The sequence below is a fragment of the Acinetobacter seifertii genome (genome assembly GCF_000368065.1).
Taxonomy (GTDB): Bacteria; Pseudomonadota; Gammaproteobacteria; order Pseudomonadales; family Moraxellaceae; genus Acinetobacter; species Acinetobacter seifertii.
Window position 1 is genome coordinate 378,744 of sequence record NZ_KB851203.1, and the last position, 20,072, is coordinate 398,815.

Annotated in this window: 18 protein-coding genes; 12 read left to right on the forward strand and 6 right to left on the reverse strand. The window is 37.9% G+C overall.

Annotated features, from left to right (window positions below):
• Window positions 1-8 precede the first annotated feature (8 nt).
• Window positions 9-1,127 carry an AI-2E family transporter gene (locus F985_RS21870; protein WP_004705269.1) on the reverse strand — a complete coding sequence of 373 codons (1,119 nt, stop codon included), beginning with the start codon at window positions 1,125-1,127 and terminating at the stop codon, window positions 9-11.
• 124 nt (window positions 1,128-1,251) lie between these two features.
• Entirely contained in the window at window positions 1,252-1,896 is a 645-nt protein-coding gene (locus F985_RS21875; protein ID WP_025469241.1) for a ParA family protein, read from the reverse strand.
• Window positions 1,897-2,056: 160 nt separating this feature from the next.
• Between F985_RS21875 and F985_RS21880 the strand changes: the two genes are divergently transcribed.
• Window positions 2,057-2,524, forward strand: coding sequence for a Holliday junction resolvase-like protein (locus F985_RS21880; protein ID WP_002048811.1), 468 nt, complete (start codon window positions 2,057-2,059; stop codon window positions 2,522-2,524).
• 139 nt (window positions 2,525-2,663) lie between these two features.
• Complete coding sequence (locus F985_RS21885) at window positions 2,664-3,236, forward strand: hypothetical protein (RefSeq protein ID WP_004705272.1); 573 nt, start codon at window positions 2,664-2,666, stop codon at window positions 3,234-3,236.
• Between the two features lie 48 nt (window positions 3,237-3,284).
• Here the strand turns inward: F985_RS21885 and F985_RS21890 are convergent, their stop codons facing one another.
• Together F985_RS21890 and F985_RS21895 are read right to left on the reverse strand one after the other, a co-directional pair.
• Window positions 3,285-3,818: a hypothetical protein gene (locus F985_RS21890; protein WP_004705274.1), complete on the reverse strand. Its 534-nt coding sequence runs from the start codon at window positions 3,816-3,818 to the stop codon at window positions 3,285-3,287.
• 15 nt (window positions 3,819-3,833) lie between these two features.
• The gene (locus tag F985_RS21895) at window positions 3,834-4,628 is read right to left on the reverse strand and encodes a class I SAM-dependent methyltransferase (protein ID WP_004705276.1); all 795 of its coding nucleotides are present in this window, start codon (window positions 4,626-4,628) and stop codon (window positions 3,834-3,836) included.
• Between the two features lie 127 nt (window positions 4,629-4,755).
• On the opposite strand from F985_RS21895, the gene F985_RS21900 reads away from it, so the two are divergent.
• The 8 genes from F985_RS21900 (at window position 4,756) to astE (ending at window position 16,404) form a co-directional block, all read left to right on the forward strand.
• Window positions 4,756-6,033 (forward strand): hypothetical protein, encoded by a 1,278-nt coding sequence (locus F985_RS21900; protein ID WP_004705278.1) that lies wholly within the window; start codon window positions 4,756-4,758, stop codon window positions 6,031-6,033.
• Between the two features lie 413 nt (window positions 6,034-6,446).
• Window positions 6,447-7,880 (forward strand): amino acid permease, encoded by a 1,434-nt coding sequence (locus F985_RS21905; protein WP_004705280.1) that lies wholly within the window; start codon window positions 6,447-6,449, stop codon window positions 7,878-7,880.
• A gap of 1,022 nt (window positions 7,881-8,902) precedes the next feature.
• The gene (locus F985_RS21910; RefSeq protein ID WP_004705282.1) at window positions 8,903-10,177 is read left to right on the forward strand and encodes a Glu/Leu/Phe/Val family dehydrogenase; all 1,275 of its coding nucleotides are present in this window, start codon (window positions 8,903-8,905) and stop codon (window positions 10,175-10,177) included.
• A gap of 144 nt (window positions 10,178-10,321) precedes the next feature.
• Window positions 10,322-11,536 (forward strand): aspartate aminotransferase family protein, encoded by a 1,215-nt coding sequence (locus tag F985_RS21915; protein WP_004705284.1) that lies wholly within the window; start codon window positions 10,322-10,324, stop codon window positions 11,534-11,536.
• An 18-nt stretch (window positions 11,537-11,554) separates the two neighbouring features.
• Window positions 11,555-12,586, forward strand: a complete 1,032-nt coding sequence (gene astA / locus F985_RS21920; protein ID WP_004705286.1) for an arginine N-succinyltransferase — start codon at window positions 11,555-11,557, stop codon at window positions 12,584-12,586.
• Window positions 12,586-14,055, forward strand: a complete 1,470-nt coding sequence (gene astD / locus F985_RS21925; RefSeq protein ID WP_004705288.1) for a succinylglutamate-semialdehyde dehydrogenase — start codon at window positions 12,586-12,588, stop codon at window positions 14,053-14,055. Before astA ends, astD begins: the two co-directional genes overlap by 1 nt.
• 18 nt (window positions 14,056-14,073) lie before the next feature.
• A complete protein-coding gene (gene astB, locus F985_RS21930; RefSeq protein WP_004705290.1) occupies window positions 14,074-15,417 on the forward strand; it encodes an N-succinylarginine dihydrolase in 1,344 nt (447 codons plus the stop codon).
• A gap of 12 nt (window positions 15,418-15,429) precedes the next feature.
• A complete protein-coding gene (gene astE, locus F985_RS21935; protein WP_004705291.1) occupies window positions 15,430-16,404 on the forward strand; it encodes a succinylglutamate desuccinylase in 975 nt (324 codons plus the stop codon).
• Window positions 16,405-16,466: 62 nt separating this feature from the next.
• Here astE and F985_RS21940 read toward each other — a convergent pair whose 3' ends face one another.
• Entirely contained in the window at window positions 16,467-17,201 is a 735-nt protein-coding gene (locus F985_RS21940; RefSeq protein ID WP_004705294.1) for a hypothetical protein, read from the reverse strand.
• 580 nt (window positions 17,202-17,781) lie between these two features.
• Here F985_RS21940 and F985_RS21945 point away from each other — a divergent pair.
• Together F985_RS21945 and F985_RS21950 are read left to right on the forward strand one after the other, a co-directional pair.
• Complete coding sequence (locus tag F985_RS21945; protein WP_077169003.1) at window positions 17,782-18,090, forward strand: hypothetical protein; 309 nt, start codon at window positions 17,782-17,784, stop codon at window positions 18,088-18,090.
• Window positions 18,091-18,164: 74 nt separating this feature from the next.
• Window positions 18,165-19,496 (forward strand): S8 family peptidase, encoded by a 1,332-nt coding sequence (locus F985_RS21950; RefSeq protein ID WP_004705298.1) that lies wholly within the window; start codon window positions 18,165-18,167, stop codon window positions 19,494-19,496.
• A gap of 98 nt (window positions 19,497-19,594) precedes the next feature.
• Here the strand turns inward: F985_RS21950 and F985_RS21955 are convergent, their stop codons facing one another.
• Window positions 19,595-20,026 (reverse strand): hypothetical protein, encoded by a 432-nt coding sequence (locus tag F985_RS21955; protein WP_004705299.1) that lies wholly within the window; start codon window positions 20,024-20,026, stop codon window positions 19,595-19,597.
• Window positions 20,027-20,072 lie beyond the last annotated feature (46 nt).

Sequence of the window (20,072 nt, forward strand, 5' to 3'; positions counted from 1 at the left end):
TCATTGGCTTAATTTTGAGATGGTGGTAAATCATCATCCGAATCATAAATCATAGTGGTTTTTGGCATTGGTTCAGGATCAATGGTTTCATGGAGCCATTCGCGCCAAATCGCTAATAGAACGGCTAAAATAACTGGCCCAATAAATAAACCAACTAAACCAAAACTCGCAATACCACCTAATACACCAAACATAATGAGTAAAAACGGAATTTGGGTTGCACCAGAGATCACAAGAGGGCGAATCACATTGTCCGAACTACTTACAATAAGAACACCCCATAAAACTACGCCAATGGCTTCCATAGTTTGCCCTTGAGAGAACAACCATAGGCCAACACCTAAATAGGAAACAGGAGTGCCAAAAGGAATAAGTGCTAATAAGAATGTTGCAATCGTGAGTACCATTGGATTTGGTACACCCGCTACGAAATAACTTAATCCAGCAAGTACAGCTTGAGCAATCGCAGTTAAACCCACACCGTAGACAACAGCACGAGTTGTTTCTGAAATTGTATCTAGATAATGATGAATACGTGGTCCGATCACCATTTCTAAGGCTTTACTTACTTGAGTTAAAATGGTGTGACCATCACGATAAAAGAAGAAAAGCGTTAAAATTGCGAAACCAAGTTTGACGATATTTTTACTAATTTCATTGAGTAATACGCGACCATAACTTAAATGGCTTTGAACCCAAGCTGCAATACTTTGAATTGTACTATTGGGGTCGGTATTTATGTCGTTTAGTGTTCGGCTTATTTCTTTACCGACAAAAGGTAAGTTTTTAATGAAGTCAGGTACGCTTAAATGGCCCGAAAAAACTTGGCGTTGCAAGTCGAAATAAAGATTACGGCCTTCGTGCTGCAAAATAAAAATAGCGCATGTGAGTGGAACGCCAACAATTAAAATGACTAAGCTAATCATCAATGTGGCATTCAAATTATGGCAGTTTTCACCAAAAAAACGCTGGATTCTTAAATAAATAGGCCAAGTCATGTAGGCAATAATCGCAGCCCAAACTACAGGTACAATAAAGTACTTCAGGATGTTAAATCCTAAAAACATCAGGATAAAAAACAACCCAAACAATAAAACGCGCTGTAAAGTAGGAGCGTATTGATGCACGAACAAAAATTCTCTAATTTTTTAAATAGGATGAGGCCATATTAACTGAAAAATGACCTGAGGCAAATTTTAGGCAGAAATGCTAATGTACACATCCCCGCTCAACAAAAATAAAAACTTATTTTTAGAACCACTCAGATTTATCTTCAATCAGTTTATTTAAAAGCGGCTGCCACTGGCTTTGAATTGCAATAAAGTTTTTTTGTGTTTTATCAAACACACTCAAACCTTGCATTGCTAAACTGCCATAAGCACTACGCTCTGCAATCCATGCAATCGGTTCATGTTCGATTTTTTCAAAAAATTGCTGAATATCTTTTGAACTGGCGCTGTTGGGTTTAACTCGATTTGCAAGCAGTAAAATTTGTACCTTACCTTTGCGTATACGTTTAATGTCTTGCAAATGCTTGAGAAAACGACGTGTACTATCGATATCAAAAAACGAAGGCTGAAGTGGTGTAATAATGGCATGAGCTTCGCTAACCAATTGTTCAGCGTGATCGCCTGAAAGAGCGCCTGGTGCATCAATAATTAAATAATCTAAATTTTTAGGCGCGTCGCCAATCGATTTTTCATGACGCCAATCTAGGCTTTGAATCGCAGCTACATTTTCTGGACGTTGCTTCAACCATTGTAAAGAAGATTTTTGGTTATCAGAATCTGCTAATGCTACTTTATATCCTTTTTGTGCCAAAGCTGTTGCCAACGTAATGGCTGTCATGGTTTTTCCGCATCCGCCCTTTTGATTTGCAATAAGTATCGTTTTCATAAATCCAATTATTTTCAGCAGCACAAGTGTTTATGTTTTATACCTTAGCATCTTTTTATGCGAAGTAGATGACCACCTTTGACAAAAGTTTAAGCTACTCCGTAATTTTAGATATGATTGCTCATCTAACGCGATGATATGTATTTGTTAAGGAAAATTTATGTCCGTATGGCTGGCCATGCTTATAGGTGCTGGTATTGGTATTATTATTACTACACTCATTTTATCAAATACTCGTAATGGTCGAATTAAGGCCGAATACGAGCAATATATTGCGGAGTTAGAGCTTGAGCATCAACAGGCATTAGCACAAGCACAAAAGAGAAGTGTGAATACAAGCCGCGCCGTATTAAAAGGTAAAATGGCAGAACAATTCGCGCCGATTTTGCCTGAGTTTCAATACTTGCCGAGTGATGCCAAGTTCTTGGGTGATCCAGTTGATTACGTTATTTTTGATGGTTATACCGATTTTAGAGATGGGGACGGGACTGCCGAGGATATCCAGATTATTTTACTTGATATAAAAAGTGGGGGAGCACGTTTAACCAAAGGGCAGCAGGCAATTGCTCAAGCAATAAAGGAAGGAAAGGTTCGTTTTGAAACGTTACGAATTGATTTTGAAGATTAACAACCTATTTAATTAGGCACAAAAATAGACGAAATTGATCTGTATTGTTACTAAATTCCGATATTTTTTTCATCGCTTAGCGCTACCATAAATTAGAGATCTACTGCATTTGATCTAGCAATATTTGAGGTATAAAGCGATGAAAAAACAACATGTAATGATAGGCTTATTGGCCTCTTTATGTATTAGCTCAGCTTTTGCTTCGACGGCCTCTACTTCTGGTGAATACAATATTGCAAATGGTCTGTTACCGATTGAAAAAGATCAGTCAATTTCTGTGTTACAACCATTTCAAGGCAATTTTAGAATTTTAGGTTCAAAAATTTATAAAAATGATGAACAAGCTAAAATTTCACCGATTGATTATGCGGTAAGTTGGGGACTGTTTGCTCAACCAGATATTGCTCGTACTATTTCAGTTAAACAGTATGACCGCTATTTGAACTGGAAAATGAGTAAGCTTCCAGTACCTGCTGAGCAAGCCATGCAAATGGTGTCTAATATGCACATCATTCCTGCAAGCCCTGAGATTGCTCAACAAATTAAACAAGTTAAACGCGGTGACTTGGTATACCTCAAAGGTGAGTTGGTTGAAATTAAAGACAAAAATTTAGTTTGGCGATCATCTTTAACCTCAACTGATACAGGTGATGGTGCGTGTGAGTTATTCCGTGTTCAAGCAATTCACTGGGTTGAAAAACAAAATATATAAATTAAAAAGCCTTCTTAATCAGAAGGCTTTTTATAGCATGCAATAAAATTAATGCTGTTGTGAAGCTTTCCAATATTTCAACTGGTTCTGTGCTTGTAAGTAGTCAGCTAGTTGATTGACCTGTTCATCTTTATTGGCTTGTTTATCATTAATGTGTTTTTCTTGGTTTTCCCAATATTGATAAAGCAAGCCTTGAATATAACGACCTTGTTCAGTTTTTAAGTCGAGGTCTTTTAACATAGTTAATGCTGAACGAACATTATCAAGTGTACGTTTCTGTTCAAACTCTGTGGTAAGTGTACCTGCTGCATGCATTTTTTCTAGCTCAGTTTCCATTTCATCACTCATTTCAGTAAAGCGACGGTCATAGTCCTCTAATAATGCAATGTCATGTGCATCGTCAGCAGTGGCTGCGAACTTTTTAACAGGTCTTTCATTGAGCTTTTCCATCACCTGATCGGTAGATGAATTTGTCTGATGTTGTTCGGTCTTTGCTGGTTCATCTGCTTTTTTACAAGCAGTCAATAATAGGCTAGAGCTGAGCAAAGACATTAAGATGATATGAGGCGTTTTTTTAAACATAGCTTTCAACCGAACCTATTCTCTATGATTTGACGACGTACTTTTCTGAAAGTGATATGCATATGTGACATATGGAAAATCAATCTGATCTTGTGGGCCTAGCCCTGTAAAATCATAAACAATTTTCTCAAACTGAGCTTTGAGCTGTAATTGATCTTTTTCGGTCATTGCTGCAATAAAACTTGTAGAGAGTAATCTTTTACTCACCACTTGTTCGACAGTACCATGCTGTGATTGCGAAAAAGTTTCTAAGCTTTCAAAACTAAATAAATTTTGATTTTCAAAAACCTTTTTCCAGTTTTCACTATGGTAACGCGGTGTATCACCTTCAAGGGGTAGCAAAAAATCTGCTAAGGCTTTTACCCAGTTCGTACGTTCATCACGCTGGTTCCATACGAGTCCCAAATGTCCTTGCGGTTTTAATATTCGATGGATTTCAGTCAGTGTTTCCATGTTGTCAAACCAATGGAAAGATTGAGCGCAAATGACTGTATCAATTTGTTGATCGTTTAGCGGAATAGCATGGCTAAACGCCTGTAAAGTTTTAATATCAGTGTAGGCTTGCTGAAGCTGTTGTAACATCTCGCCAATTGGCTCTACTGCAAGAATATCTGCATGGGTTTGTTTTAAGTAGGGTAAGAATTTGCCAGTGCCTGAGCCAAGATCAATAACAGTAGAATTTTCATGTATTTGGAGGCGTTCTTGCAGCCAACTGACTATTTCTGCTGGATAATTCGGTCTAACTTGCTGATAAAGCTCCGCAGCGGAGCTGAAGCCTTTTTGAGCGGCAGGATGTAAGGATTGTGTCATATTTTGCGCTTTTTAATCTGACTGGCATCTATAAAATAAGATACTCCGCAATCATAAATTGGCAAAACACCTATTTTGTTTCATTTTTGACGATATATGTGGGAGTAAATTTTCTTTCGGTGTGAGCATGGATAAGCAAATTATTTTTGAAGACGAACACATTAGAGCCATTTTTTTACAAGGCGATTCTAATACATTAGTTCTCTCTTTTGGCGATTTGATTACCCGAGCGAGTGGCTTATCTATCAATGCTGAAAAGTCTCTAATAAAGTACCAATACAATGTTATTGGGATTATGCCAAAACAAAAATCCTGGTTCCCAAAAGCCAGTATGGTTGAAATGGCCAAAGTCATTTTGCCTATTATTCAGCGTTTTAAAAATATTGTAGGTTATGGCGGCTCAATGGGCGGCTATGCAGCAATCAAGTATTCGAATCTTTTAAACATGAATCGAATCGTTGCATTTGTACCTCAATATTCAATTGACCCTGAACAAGTTGAAGACCGACGTTATGCTGAATTCTTTGATGCTGTCGCAAATAAAGACATGCAAATTCAGCTGCAAGATATAGATGCAAGTCGTGAATATATTATTGTTTATGACCCTTACTTTGCCGTCGATCGTGAACATTACTTAAAAATAAAAGAAATATTGCCAAGTTTACATACGGTTCATTTGCCTTTTACAGGACATGAAGCTCTATCTGTATTGGCGAGTTCAAGTCTTTTACATGATTTTATTGAACATGAATTTGATGAAACATATTTCTATCAACACGTTCGTAAAATTAAAAAACAAAGTAAGTTCTATTATCGTAATGTACTTGCCAATGTGCTGACTTATCATGACAGTATGTTATTGAAAATTTTACGTCAAAATGATTTTCAATTAGATGAGCGTTATTTAGATAACCCGCTCAAGCAAGCCATTACACGTAGTCTTGTAAAAACAAAGCAGGCGACTGAACAAGACTTCCAAAAACTTGGAATTAAAATTCAGTACAGCCAGCAAGTTGTAAGCTCTAACAAAGGCTTGCAGACTCACTCTGGTACAGTCTTAGTATTCAATTTAATTAATTTAAAACTTGAAAGCTATGCTGTAGATGTGTTGCTCGCAAATACATCGTATCTGATTCCGATTGTGGCAGAGCAGACCGGAGTTGCACACATTGAATTAAATAATGAAATTTATTTGTTAGGTATGAATGACCGAAAAATTATTAAATTATTTAAACAAGGTGATGCATTAAGCTCGGATATGAGTCCATTTGTCATTAAACAATATTCTGATTTTTTTGCATTGAGCTATAAGCAATTCAATTTAGATTGTGATGAACAAGGCGTTTGTGACTACATTGAAGGTTCAGTTCAACCATCGCAACAATTTGTACTGACCCATTTTTAATTTAATTTACTGATTAAATAAAGCCCAAATCATCAAATTTGGGCTTTATTTTTTGCTCAAAAAATATTTTTTTATTAATTTATTTGTATGTAAAATTAAAAATCATTATTTAAATAAATAGTGAGACTAATTTTTAAATAAAGATAGAACTAAAAATAGTCATGATAAATTAAGTGAAAAATTATTATATTTAAAAATTAATGGTTTTTGTTAGCACATAAATTAAATAAATAGTATGGGGTTAATTAAAATACAATCTTTGCTTTTATATTTGTTAATGTGTTGTTTTTTATATCTATTTTATTTTTAATGATAATGGTTGCTTAAAATAGCTTCACTATTCAAAGATAATTGCATATTTATTTTTTTCTCCTAAAATGATTTTTTACTAAATTGTCGTTACAGTTTTTTATATGCAATCATTAAATTATCGGAATAATGATGCATCGCAACATGGAAGTTCTGCACCTTTGAAACGAGCAATGAGTACTCGACATTTGGTGATGATCTCCCTTGGCGGTGCCATAGGTACAGGTCTTTTTTTAGGGTCTGGCGACGTAATTTCTCAAGCAGGCCCAATTGGCGCAATTATCTCTTATTTCTTGGGCGGTTTGATTGCCTACACCGTTATGCTCTGTCTTGGTGAGCTAGCGGTTCATGTGCCTGAGTCGGGCTCTTTCGGTGAATACGCACGACGCTATATTGGTCCGGGCACAGGTTATATGATCACCTGGTTATATTGGCTAACTTGGACTGCTACTTTAGGAACTGAATTCACTGCCGCAGCTTTGTTGGTTAAGGAATGGTTCCCAAGCACTTCAGTTTGGGCGTGGACTTTATTTTTTGGTGGTCTCGTCTTTTTTCTTAATATTAGTTCAACACGCCTATTTGCTGAATCTGAGTTTTGGCTTGCTCTTATTAAAGTTATAACAATTATTGTCTTTATTACTTTGGGATTGCTCGCGATTTTTGGTTTTATTCCTTATCACGGGCATGAAACAGCGCCATTGTTTAGTAATTTAACGGCTCAAGGTTGGTTCCCACACGGGTTATTTCCAATTTTTACAACCATGCTCATAGTAAATTTTGCCTTCTCTGGTACTGAGCTTATTGGTGTGGCTGCAGGTGAAGCAGAGGAGCCAGCGAAGACTGTTCCTAAAGCAATTAATGCAGCAATTTGGCGTTTGCTTATATTTTTTGTAGGAACAATTGTTGTTATTTGCTCTTTGCTACCATTCCATCTTGCAGGTCTTAATGCAAATGATGTGAGCAGTAGTCCATTTGTGACGGTATTTAACTACATTGGTATTCCGTATGCAGAAGATATTATCCGTTTTGTCATTATTACGGCTCTACTTTCTGCTGCTAACTCTGGTTTGTTTGCTGCTTCACGTATGATGTGGTCGCTTTCAGCAAAAAATCAATTACCTAAAATTTTTGCTAAACTCACACCATCAGGAACACCTATTGTTGCCATTATTGTCACCATGTTTGGTGCTATTCCCGGGTTACTTTCAGAACAGTTTGCGCCAGAAACAATTTTCAAAAATTTACTAGGTGTTGCTGCTTTTACAATGGTAGTGGTGTGGATCGCAATTTGCGTTTCACAATTTAACTTCCGTAGACAATGGTATAAGGCAGGCAAAACAGCAAAAGATTTACGTTTCGCTGCGCCACTTTTTCCGCTTACTCCAATTGTAGGTGGTCTATTTTGTATTGTTACCTGTGTGAGTATGGTATTTGATCCATCAATGCAAGCTGGTTTCGTTTGTTGTTTAATTTTTATCGTCTTATGTTATCTCAGTTATTTTATCTTTTATCGTAAGAAAGAGATTGCTCAGAACTAAGCTTGGTTTAGTTGAAAAAGGTCCCTCAAGGGACCTTTTTTATGTCTAAAAATTAAGCTTGGTCCTGATGTTTTATATATTTTTTTTAAAAATGTTTTTTTTATTTTAATAAAAAAATCAAATAATTATTCATAAATTAACCATTTGTCGGAATGTTATTAATAGCTAATTATTATAAGTTTTTGAATAAGTATATGTTTAACATGGTTATTTAATATTAAAGAAATTTTTATATTTCATTTTTTGTTTTAAATTAAATCAAACTAAAAAAATATTATGAAATTTTCTGCAAGTTTTGAGTGTTTTTTGAAATTTTTTGTTAATTAAGTTATTGTTATTAAATGGTAATTTTTTGATCATTTTTAATTTTAATATTTTTTTAATTTCCATAAAATAAAATGATCATAGTCAAAGGTGTTTTTTAGATTGGTTACTTTTTTATTATAAAAAAGATGAGAAATTGATTATTTTTTCTCTGCTTGTTTATTTTAAAATGTTCTAAATTACCTTGCTCTGTGCTATATTTACTTAAAGATTTTATGTCTATATGAAAGCATCAATTATCTGCTTGAGTACCGATATAAAGCTTGCAGTATTAATGAACAATTTTTATTTAAAAAGACTAATGGAGGGATCTATCGATTAGTCAAAAATAATTTTATGGACTTATGGTTTTTTGGTTTATGAACCCGAGTTCTTTTTAACTCCCAAACGGTTGTATCACCTCTTTTGTACTTATTTCCAATCGGCTTGTTTGAGTTGGTTGCGGTGGACTTTTGCTTTTATAAAGACGTTTTTATAAACAGCAGATGAGGCAAAAGAAAGATTGTAAAAGATATCGATATATAAAAGTAAATCGTACTTTTGATATCACAAGATGGAATTTAAAGGGTCTAAAGCTTTAAAAGGGCTGAAGATTTTATAAATAAATCAAAACATTGTTATTGCAAGGTTTTGGTTGCTGAATAATAAAGACTGCGGATTTATCACATCTGAGTCTGTATAGGTAAATAGGAAAAAAGATGTCAGATCTTTCATACGTAAACGAACATAGCGATGCATGGCAAACTTACTTGGCACAAATTGACCGTGTTGCTCCGTACTTAGACCACTTAGCTGAGTTTATCGATACATTAAAACGTCCAAAGCGTGCGCTTATTGTTGACGTGCCAATCGTAATGGATGACGGCTCTATTCAGCACTTTGAAGGCTACCGTGTACAACACAACTTGTCTCGTGGTCCTGGTAAAGGTGGTGTACGTTACCATCCAAACGTTGATTTAAATGAAGTGATGGCGTTATCTGCATGGATGACAATTAAAACTGCTGTTTTGAACTTGCCATTTGGCGGTGCAAAAGGTGGTATCCGTGTTGACCCACGTAAACTTTCAAATCGCGAATTAGAACGTTTAACTCGCCGTTATACGACTGAAATCGGTCACATTATCGGGCCTCAAAAAGATATCCCAGCTCCAGACGTTGGTACAAATGCCAATATCATGGGTTGGATGATGGATACTTACTCTACAAGCCAAGGTTATACAGTAACTGGTGTTGTAACTGGTAAGCCAGTTCACTTAGGCGGTTCTTTGGGTCGTGTTAAAGCGACTGGTCGCGGTGTATTCGTTACAGGCCGCGAAGTAGCTGCAAAAATCAATTTACCAATTGAAGGCGCGAAAATCGCTGTTCAAGGTTTTGGTAACGTAGGTAGTGAAGCTGCTTTCTTGTTTGTTGAATCAAAAGCAAAAATCACTCACGTTCAAGATCACACTGGCACAATTTTCAATGCTGACGGTATTGATCTTGTTGCATTACGTGAACACGTAAATGCAAACCAAGGTGGTATTGGTGGTTTCGCTGGCGCGCAAGCAATTGCTGATGAAGATTTCTGGACTGCAGATGTAGACATCATTATTCCTGCTGCGTTAGAAGGTCAAATCACAGTTGAACGTGCTGAAAAACTTAAAGCTAAGTTGATTTTAGAAGGTGCGAACGGCCCGACTTATCCTAAAGCTGAAGATGTTTTAGTTGAGCGTGGCATTGTTGTGGTTCCTGACGTGGTATGTAACGCCGGCGGTGTAACTGTAAGTTACTTCGAATGGGTTCAAGACATGGCGAGCTACTTCTGGACTGAAGAAGAAATCAACGAGCGTTTAGACAAGTTGATGGTTCAAGCTATGCATGACGTTTGGAATACAGCAAACAGCAATGCTTGTACTTTACGTACAGCAGCTTACATCTTGGCATGTGAGCGTATCTTAAAAGCTCGTAAAGAACGCGGTATTTTCCCAGGCTAATCTGAGGAAATTACCTTTTAGAAAAAGTGGGCTGAGTAAATATAAAGGATGTTATAGAGTTATTTTCTCAGTCCCTTTTTCTAAACAAATTAAATAAAAGACAGTAAGACAGATTAAATAAATTAAATAGATACTGAGGTAAGCATGGAACAGCCAATTTCTGTAACTCGAAGCAACTTTAATGACTGGATGGTTCCAGTTTTTGCACCAGCAAATTTCATTCCAGTACGTGGTGAAGGTTCACGTATTTGGGATCAAGAAAATAAAGAATATATCGATTTTGCAGGCGGGATTGCAGTAAACGCATTAGGTCATGCGCATCCAGTGGCAGTAAATGCATTAACAGAACAAGCAACAAAACTTTGGCATGTCGGCAATGGTTATACCAATGAACCAGTTCTACGCCTTGCTAAACAACTCACTGAAAATACATTTGCAGATAAAGTATTCTTCTGTAACTCAGGTGCAGAAGCGAATGAAGCAGCTTTAAAGCTTGCTCGTAAAGTTGGGCTCGATAGCGGTGTGGCAGGTAAAAGCGGCATTGTGGCATTTAATAATGCGTTCCACGGCCGTACCTTATTTACCGTTTCGGCGGGTGGTCAACCAAAATATTCACAAGATTTTGCACCACTTCCAAATGGTATTAACCATGTTGCCTTTAATGATTTAGAAGCTGCAAAAGCAGCCATTAACGAACAAACATGTGCCGTGATTGTTGAACCGATCCAAGGCGAAGGCGGCGTTATTCCTGCTGACATCGAATTTTTAAAAGGTTTGCGTGCGCTGTGTGATGAGTTTGGTGCGTTACTTATTTTTGATGAAGTACAAACAGGTGTAGGCCGTACTGGTTCACTTTATGCTTACATGAACTCAGGTGTTACTCCGGATATTCTTACCACTGCAAAAGCATTAGGCGGTGGTTTCCCAGTGGGTGCAATGTTAACAACTGATAAATTTGCTCCGCATTTTTCAGTGGGTACGCACGGTACGACTTACGGTGGTAACCCGTTGGCAAGTGCTGTTGCTGGCGCAGTATTTGAGTTTATTAATACACCAGAAGTGCTTGAAGGTGTAAAACACCGTCATCAATATTTCCTTGATGCATTAAAGACTTTAAATGCTGAATATCAAGTTTTTGATGAAATTCGTGGTCAAGGATTATTGATTGGTTGCGTATTAAAAGCTGAATATGCTGGTAAAGCAAAAGACATTACGACTTGGGCAGGCGAAGAAGGATTACTTGCTTTAATTGCTGGACCAAACGTGGTTCGTTTTACTCCATCTCTCATTATTCCTGAACAAGATATTGATGAAGGGATTGCTCGTTTAAAAAGAGCTTTGGCAAAGTTGGCTAAATAAAAAAAAGGAAAGCTAGCCATGATGATCGTCCGTCATGCCGAGTTTCGAGACCTTGAAGATATTTATAAATTAGCAGGTAAGTCAGGTGTTGGCCTGACTTCCTTGCCACAAAATATGGATACACTTTCGGCTCGAATTTCACGTACTCGCAATACTTTAAATGGTAATGTCCATAAGAGTGAACAAGGTTATTTGTTTGTTCTTGAAGATACAGAAGCTCAACGTGTTATTGGGGTAAGTGCAATTGAGGTTGCTGTAGGCTTAATTGAGCCTTGGTACAACTTTCACGTGGGTACTCAAGTTCACGCTTCAAAAGCATTAAATGTCTACAAATCATTACCGACATTATTTTTAAGTAATGACAGAACGGGAAGTAGTGAGCTCTGTACATTATTTTTAGATCCAGAACGTCGTGAGAACCAAAACGGTAAATTTTTATCAAAAATCCGTTTTATGTTTATTGCTGCTTTTAAGCAATATTTCGAGAAAAAACTCATTGCTGAAATGCGTGGTTTCTCTGATGAAAATGGATGTTCGCCTTTCTGGGATGCGATTGGGCACCATTTCTTCAATATGGATTTCTCCACAGCAGACTATTTAAGTGGAATTGGTCAAAAAGTTTTTATTGCGGAACTTATGCCACGTTTTCCAGTTTATGTAGACCTCTTGCCAAAAGACGCGCAAGAAGTAATTGGAAAAATGCATCCACATACTCTGCCTGCTTATCATGTGCTTGAGTCTGAAGGTTTACGTTATCAAGGATATGTCGATATTTTTGATGCAGGCCCAACGATTGAAGCCAATATTGATGAGTTGCGCGCAGTAAAAGAAAGCCAATTTTTAACTGTCAAAATTACAAATGACGCAACGGTAGGTAAGACCCAATACCTTGTTGCCAATGATAATTATCACGACTATCGAGCCATGTTAATGAAGCTTGATCTCGTAGATAGCACTCTAAATTTAACCCATGAACAAGCTGAGAAACTCGGTGTACAAGAAGGCCACGCTGTTCGTGTGTTATCACTAAATCCTATGGAAGTATCCTGATGTCAAACTCTTTATTTATAAACGGTGTCTGGTTACAAGGCAGCGGTACAACATTTGTAAAAACAAATCCGGTTGATAACCAAACTGTATGGTCAGGTGGTGAAGCTACGGCTAGTGATGTTGAGAAAGCTTGCCAAGCTGCACGTACAGCATTTCCTGCATGGGCACGTTTACCTCTTGCTGAGCGCGTAGCGATTGTAGAAAAGTTTGCAAAGCTGCTTGAAGAAAATAAAAAACATTTAGCAGAAGTCATCAGCCAAGAAACCAGCAAACCTTTTTGGGAAACCTTAACTGAAGTTCAATCTATGATTGGCAAAGTTGCGATTTCGATTCGTGCTTATCACCAGCGGACTGGCGAAAGCTCAACTGAAATGGCAGATGGTGTGGCATCTTTACGTCACCGTCCACATGGTGTACTTGCAGTTTTTGGTCCATATAACTTCCCGGGCCATTTACCAAATGGACATATTGTTCCTGCATTACTTGCAGGCAACGCAGTGGTATTTAAACCAAGTGAATTAACACCTTGGACTGCTGAAGAAACTGTAAAACTTTGGCAACAAGCAGGTTTGCCAAATGGTGTAATGAACTTAGTTCAAGGTGGCCGTACTACTGGCGAAGCTCTGGCTGCTTCACATGAAATTGATGGTCTATTGTTTACCGGAAGTGCAAACACTGGTTATCACTTGCATAAGCAAATGGCAGGTGCGCCTGAGAAAATTCTTGCACTTGAAATGGGTGGCAATAATGCATTGATTATCGATGAAATTGTTGATGTCGATGCTGTGGTTAATCTGGCTATTCAATCTGCATTTGTTTCGGCTGGTCAGCGTTGTACATGTGCGCGCCGCATCTTGGTAAAAAATGGTACAGAAGGTGATGCATTTATTCAACGTTTCGTTGAAGTTGCTAAGAACTTGAAAGTGGGTCGCTGGAACGATGAACAACAGCCATTTATGGGTGGTGTAATTTCATCAGTTGCTGCAACAAACATGATGAATGCTCAGCAAAAGTTACTTGAGCTTGGTGCCAAAAGCTTATTGCCAATGACGCGTCCTCAAGAAGACAGTTCGCTACTGACTCCGGGCATTGTTGATGTAACAGGTGTGGCGGGTATTCCAGATGAAGAATATTTTGGCCCGCTTACCACCATTCAACGTTATGACAGCTTTGATGAAGCATTGAAAATTGCTAATGCAACACGTTTCGGCTTGTCAGTTGGTTTGGTTTCTCCAAAACGTGAACTGTTTGATGACTTACTCATTGAAGCACGTGCCGGTATTGTGAACTGGAATAAGCCATTAACAGGTGCTTCAAGTGCCGCACCATTTGGTGGTGTTGGAGCTTCAGGCAACCACCGTGCAAGTGCATTTTATGCTGCTGACTACTGCGCTTGGCCAATGGCTTCACTTGAAAGTGAAAGCTTAAGTTTGCCAGAAAAATTATCTCCAGGGATTGTGTTGCCTTAAACACTAGGGAAAGAAAAAATGAAAGGATATGAAGTAAATTTCGATGGTTTAGTGGGACCAACACATCACTATGCGGGTTTGTCTTTTGGTAATGAAGCATCAACCAAAAACCGCAATAATACCTCGAACCCAAAATTAGCGGCGAAACAAGGCTTATTAAAAATGAAAGCCTTGGCTGATATGGGAATGAAACAAGGTGTACTTGCTCCGCATGAACGTCCACATGTTCCAATGTTACGCCGTTTAGGTTTTACAGGAGATGACATTAGTGTTGTTGCTCAAGCAATGCGTCATTCACCTGAACTGTTATCATCTTTAAGCTCAGCTTCTCCAATGTGGACTGCAAATGCTGCGACAGTTTCACCTTCGGCTGATAGCCAAGATGAGCGTGTGCATTTTACTGCGGCTAACCTGAACAATAAATTTCACCGTTCAATTGAAGCTGAAACTACAAGCCAAGTTTTACAAGCGATCTTTAAAAATGAGCGTCACTTTGTACACCATGAAGCTTTACCACAAGTGGCTTTGTTCGGTGATGAAGGGGCAGCAAATCACAATCGTTTAGGTGGTGATTATGCTAAGCGCGGTATTCAGGTGTTTGTTTATGGTCAACAACATTTAAATAATGGCTTACCGGGACCAAAGCGTTATCCAGCACGTCAGACGCGCGAGGCAAGTGAAGCTATTGCACGTTTGCATCGTTTAGATGATGCACACACTGTTTTTGTTCAGCAAAATCCTGATGTAATTGATCAGGGTGTTTTCCATAACGATGTGATCGCGGTAAGTAACCAACAGGTTTTATTCCATCATCAACATGCCTTTTTAAATCAAGATCAAGCTTTTGCTGAAATTCGTCAAAAAATGGCAAGCATTGGTGAAGACTTTATTTCGATTGAAGTGCCTGAAAACCGCGTTACTGTAGACGATGCTGTCGCTACCTATTTGTTTAATAGCCAAATTTTGACACGCCCAGATGGTGGAATGACTATTGTTGTGCCAGAAGAATCTCGTCAAAATGCAGCAGTGTGGGGCTATTTGAACGATATGATTCAAATGGGCACACCAATTGATGCGATTCAGGTATATGACTTACGTGAAAGTATGCGTAATGGTGGTGGACCAGCATGTTTGCGTTTACGTGTGGCTTTGAACGAAACTGAATTAAATGCTGTAAATCCAAAAGTATTAATGAATGATCAATTGTTTGGAATGCTCAATCAATGGGTTGATAAACATTATCGTGATCGTTTAGCTCAAGAAGATTTAGCAGATCCGCACCTGCTTATGGAAAGCCGTATGGCACTTGATGAACTCACCAAAATTTTAGGTTTGGGTTCGGTTTATCCTTTCCAAAAATAATGAGGAGGTGACATGCAAGATTTTCTAGCATTAACCTTACAGGGTGAGCAGCCTACAACTCGCGAAGGAAAGCAAGAAAACTTTTCTTGGCGTTGGCTAGGTGAAGGACTTCTTGAATGTACGCCACATGCACAGTACGACAAAGCTGTCGTACTGTCAGCAGGGGTACATGGTAATGAAACAGCACCAATTGAGTTGTTGTCTCAACTTTGCACCGATTTATTTGCAGGGCGTTTAAACCTTGCTGTGAGGTTGCTGCTTGTGTTGGGTAATCCGTATGCAATGCGCCAAGGCAAGCGCTATGTATATGACGATGTAAACCGAATGTTTTGTGGTGGGTATAAAACTCTACCTGTAACAGAAGAGTCTAAGCGAGCTGCGGTTTTAGAGCAGGCAGTGGCCACTTTCTTTCAGGAAAGTGCGAGTAATGCTAAGCGCTATCACTATGATTTGCACACCGCAATTCGTGCTTCTTTGTTACCCACTTTTGCTTTATTGCCTTATCAAACACATGACTATGATGCTGATTTGACAGCGAGTCTTCAAGCTGCCGATTTAGATGCTCTGGTTTATCATCGTGCTGCGGGTAAAACATTTACACATTTTACCAGCGAGAGCTTTAAAGCAGCGAGCGCAACCTTAGAGTTAGGTAAAGCCTTGCCATTTGGACAAAATGACTTAAGTCAGTTTGCTGCAATTGATGAAGTCATTCGTCATATGGTTTCTGAACAAGTTTTACCGACGCGACATAAATCGAAAATTCGAGTGTTTCAGGTGTCTGATTCTTTAATTAAAAAAGATGAAGATTTTCAAATGAACTTATCGGCTGAGGCTCCAAACTTTTCGACATTTACTAAAGGTGAAATCATTACCATGCAACCTTCTGGGAATTATGTGGTTGAGCAAGATCAAGTCTGGATTTTATTTCCAAACCCAAATGTGAAAATTGGTTTGCGCGCTGGTTTGGTTTTAACTGAAACTCTTTAAACAACTGATTTAAAGTAAATAAAAAAGGGCAATTGATTGCCCTTTTTTATTGCTAGCTTTAATTAGTTAGTACCGAAAAGACCTTTCATGAAAGATTTCTTTTCAGTTTTTTGGGTAGAGCCTTGAGCACCTGCATTTAAGTTTGCATTTGCACTAACTCCAACTGGGGCAACATTAACACCAACGTTTACACCTGTTTGAGCGTTAATCGCGTGCGCTGATTGAGCTGCATTTAATTTTGCTTGAGCATCAGCTTTGGTGTCAGCTACAAATTCTTTTTGCTCAGCTTGATTTTGAGCTACGCGAGCTTTAACTGCATCTACATGTGCTTGAGCATTAGCTTGTTTTTCAGCAGTAAACTCTTTTTGTTCAGCTTCATGTGCTGCTACTTTAGTTTTTACCGCATTTAAATGTGCTTTTGTATCAGCTTTCGCTTCAACGGCTAGATTTTTAGTACCGTTTGCAGCTTTAGTCGCTACATTTTTAGTACCTGTAGCAGCTTCGGTAGCAAAGTGTTTTGTACCATTTGCAGCTTTAGAAGAAAGTTCAGTCACTTTTCCAGTTGTTTTTTTAGTTGCTTTAACTGTAGTGTCAGCAGCAACATGACCAGCATGCTTTGCTGTGCTACCTACAGTGTGTGCAGTACTTTTGACTGTGTTGGCTACGCCACTAACAAGACCACCCGGTTGTACATTTACTTGAGCAGAAGCATCTGCATTAACGCCCGCACTTTGTGCAAAAATAGAAGCAGAAGCAAGAACACTTGCAGTAACGATAGCTGTTTTCATCATTTTCATTGCGATATCCTTCAAAGAATATACCCTTTTAGTGAGGTATTTCATAAACGCAATCGCATCATAGTCAAACCTTGCTTTGCTTAGGAATAGACTTCATCAAAACCTTACAACAGTATTACAGTCACTCAACAGATGAGGGAGAAATTGTGGAGAAAAGAAAATATTAATAATAAAGTGAAATAGATATCGATATTTGGCTGTTTAAAAAACTAATAAAAAATAACTTCTCTCATTTTTTAGAAATACAAATAATTAAATTTATTCAACACGACCATTTTTTATATCTATAAAGAAGATTTAATTTTCTTTTTTTAATCGAGATAACGGCATAGTTATTGCTTATTATGAGAATAAGGTGCTTTTTGGCACTTTTTTGAACCATATTCTGCCAGAAATATAAATGCACAGGGCAGAACAGTATTTTTGTTTATTCGGGAAAAAGAATTTTAGTGTTCCTCGGGCTTACATGTTTTATGAAATGAAATTTCACATGACATATATCCCAAGAAATAGTGCTTTATTTCGAATAATCAAAAATAAATAGAGATGTCTATAAACAAAAAAACAGAGATCTTAAATGATGAAAATTATTGCTTCCCTTGTCGTATTACTCGGCTTAGTCGCCGTTGTTCTCTATTTTAAGCCATCAAGCGGTGCATCAGATGTGATGAATTCTACTTTGCACAAGTCGAATTCATCGCAATCAGACACTTCATCTTTACATTCCCAACTTAAGGAGCCTACCCAACCTAAAAATGTATCTTTAAATTCTACTCAACCTAAACCAGTATCCGCAGATACTGTTCCTTTATATGACACAAAAAGTGATCTTTCTATTCAACCGATTGATCCAGAAAAAGATCCTGCTAATGAAATTAAAACACTTTAAATAATCTAGTTTTCTTTATCCAAGAAATACTAGACGTTCAAATGTTCTTTATCAAAGAACTGCGGAGAAAAATAATGCAAAGTAAAACGTTATTACTATTAGGTCTATCTACAATATTAAGTACAACAGCTTTTGCTCTTCCTTTGGATTCTAAAGGAGCCAAACAGCAGTTGAATCAGGCAGCAAAACAAAAAGTGTCTCAGGGTAAAATCGATTTAGATACCTTGGTCACCAATGAGTCTAATGACCTTATTGTTGAATATAATATTCCTACGGAAAGCATGGCTTCAGGTTTGGAGCGGCGAAATTATATTGCTTCAAACAAAAAGAACATACAGTCAAGGTTTAATCGTGGGGTAGGAGTACAAGTACTTCGGGACTACAATAATTTGCCTTTAGCCTTTTATCGAGTTAGTAATAGAGAGGCCTTAGTTGATTTACTAAATGACCCAAACGTTAAAGCTGTATATCCAAACCGAATTAATCGGGCTACCACGATGGAAAGTTTGCCTTTAATTAATCAGCCTCAAGCTAATACCAAAGGCTTTAATGGTACTGGCTCTAGTGTGGCTGTATTGGATACTGGGGTAAATTATTTACATTCAGATTTTGGTTGTACGGCTGTTAATTCGCCTTCAAGTACATGTCGCGTCGTTTATTCATTTGACAGCGCCCCAGATGATGGCGCACTTGACGATAATGGTCATGGTAGTAATGTTTCAGCGATTGTGTCGAAAGTTGCGAGTAAAACAAAAATTATTGGAATAGACGTTTTTCGATCAGGCTCAGCCTATGATAGTGATATCCTTGCGGGTATTAACTGGGCAGTAAATAACGCTAAAACCTACAATATTAAAGCGATGAATTTGAGCCTTGGTGTTCCTGGTGTGAAATACACATCTGAATGTAGTAATAGTAGTTATGCAACAGCATTTGCAAATGCGCGAGCTGCTGGTGTGGTACCAGTAGTGGCATCTGGTAATGATGCGTTCCCTGATGGAATTTCGTCACCTGCTTGTGTTGCTGGTGCTGTAAGAGTTGGTGCAGTATATGATAGTAATATTGGTCGTGCATCATGGGGTAATCCACTGAAATGTACTGACTCAACTACAGCAGCAGATAAAGTAGCATGTTTTAGTAACGGTGGTAGTCTTGTGACTTTATTAGCTCCAGGGGCAATGATTACTGCAGGTGGTTACACTATGGGTGGTACTTCTCAAGCGACACCACATGTTGCTGGTGCAATTGCTTTATTGCGAGCAAATGGTGTTACGCCAGCTGAGACTATCGATCAGACGATTAATCGTTTAAAAACTACGGGTAAACCTATTACTGACCCAAGAACACGCTTGGTTTTCCCTCGTATTGATTTACTTGCTGCAACCAATGGTTTAACCACTAACTAAATAGCATATTTATAATTTTTTACTAGGTCCAAGAAATTTGAATGGCTATGGCCCGTTGCAGAAAACTGCCTCTGCAACGGGTTTTTTATGGAAAATCTTTAATCACATTTTGCTAAATTGGCTTTACTAAAATTGCTTTGGAGCTTTTTAAAATTATTTTGAATTGCTGGATCTTGAATATTAAAAGTGGTCGAGCTTTTGGTTGTCGAGTTGGTGGCTTGACTTAATATGCCAGATGAGTCGGGATATTGTTCGGTAAATGATTGAGCTGAAATCAGGCCGTTATTATTAAAAATCCAGTGCTCAGTGACTTGGCCTCCACCTAAGTAACCCGTAAATTCGATCATGCAGGCCTGCTTATCATGTTTAATGAGCTTGGCTACATTTCCTGTGGTGGTTGGATAAGCTTCAATATTGGTGTCTTGTTCTAAAACCTTTGATTGAGAATAAGAAGAAACAGATTTAGTAGTTGCACATGCAGATAGTGCGATACAGCATAGTGTTGAAAAGAGAAGTTTTTGACTATTCATAAGGCAGATTCCTAGCTCTTTGTAATGGGTAGTATTTCTTTTTAAA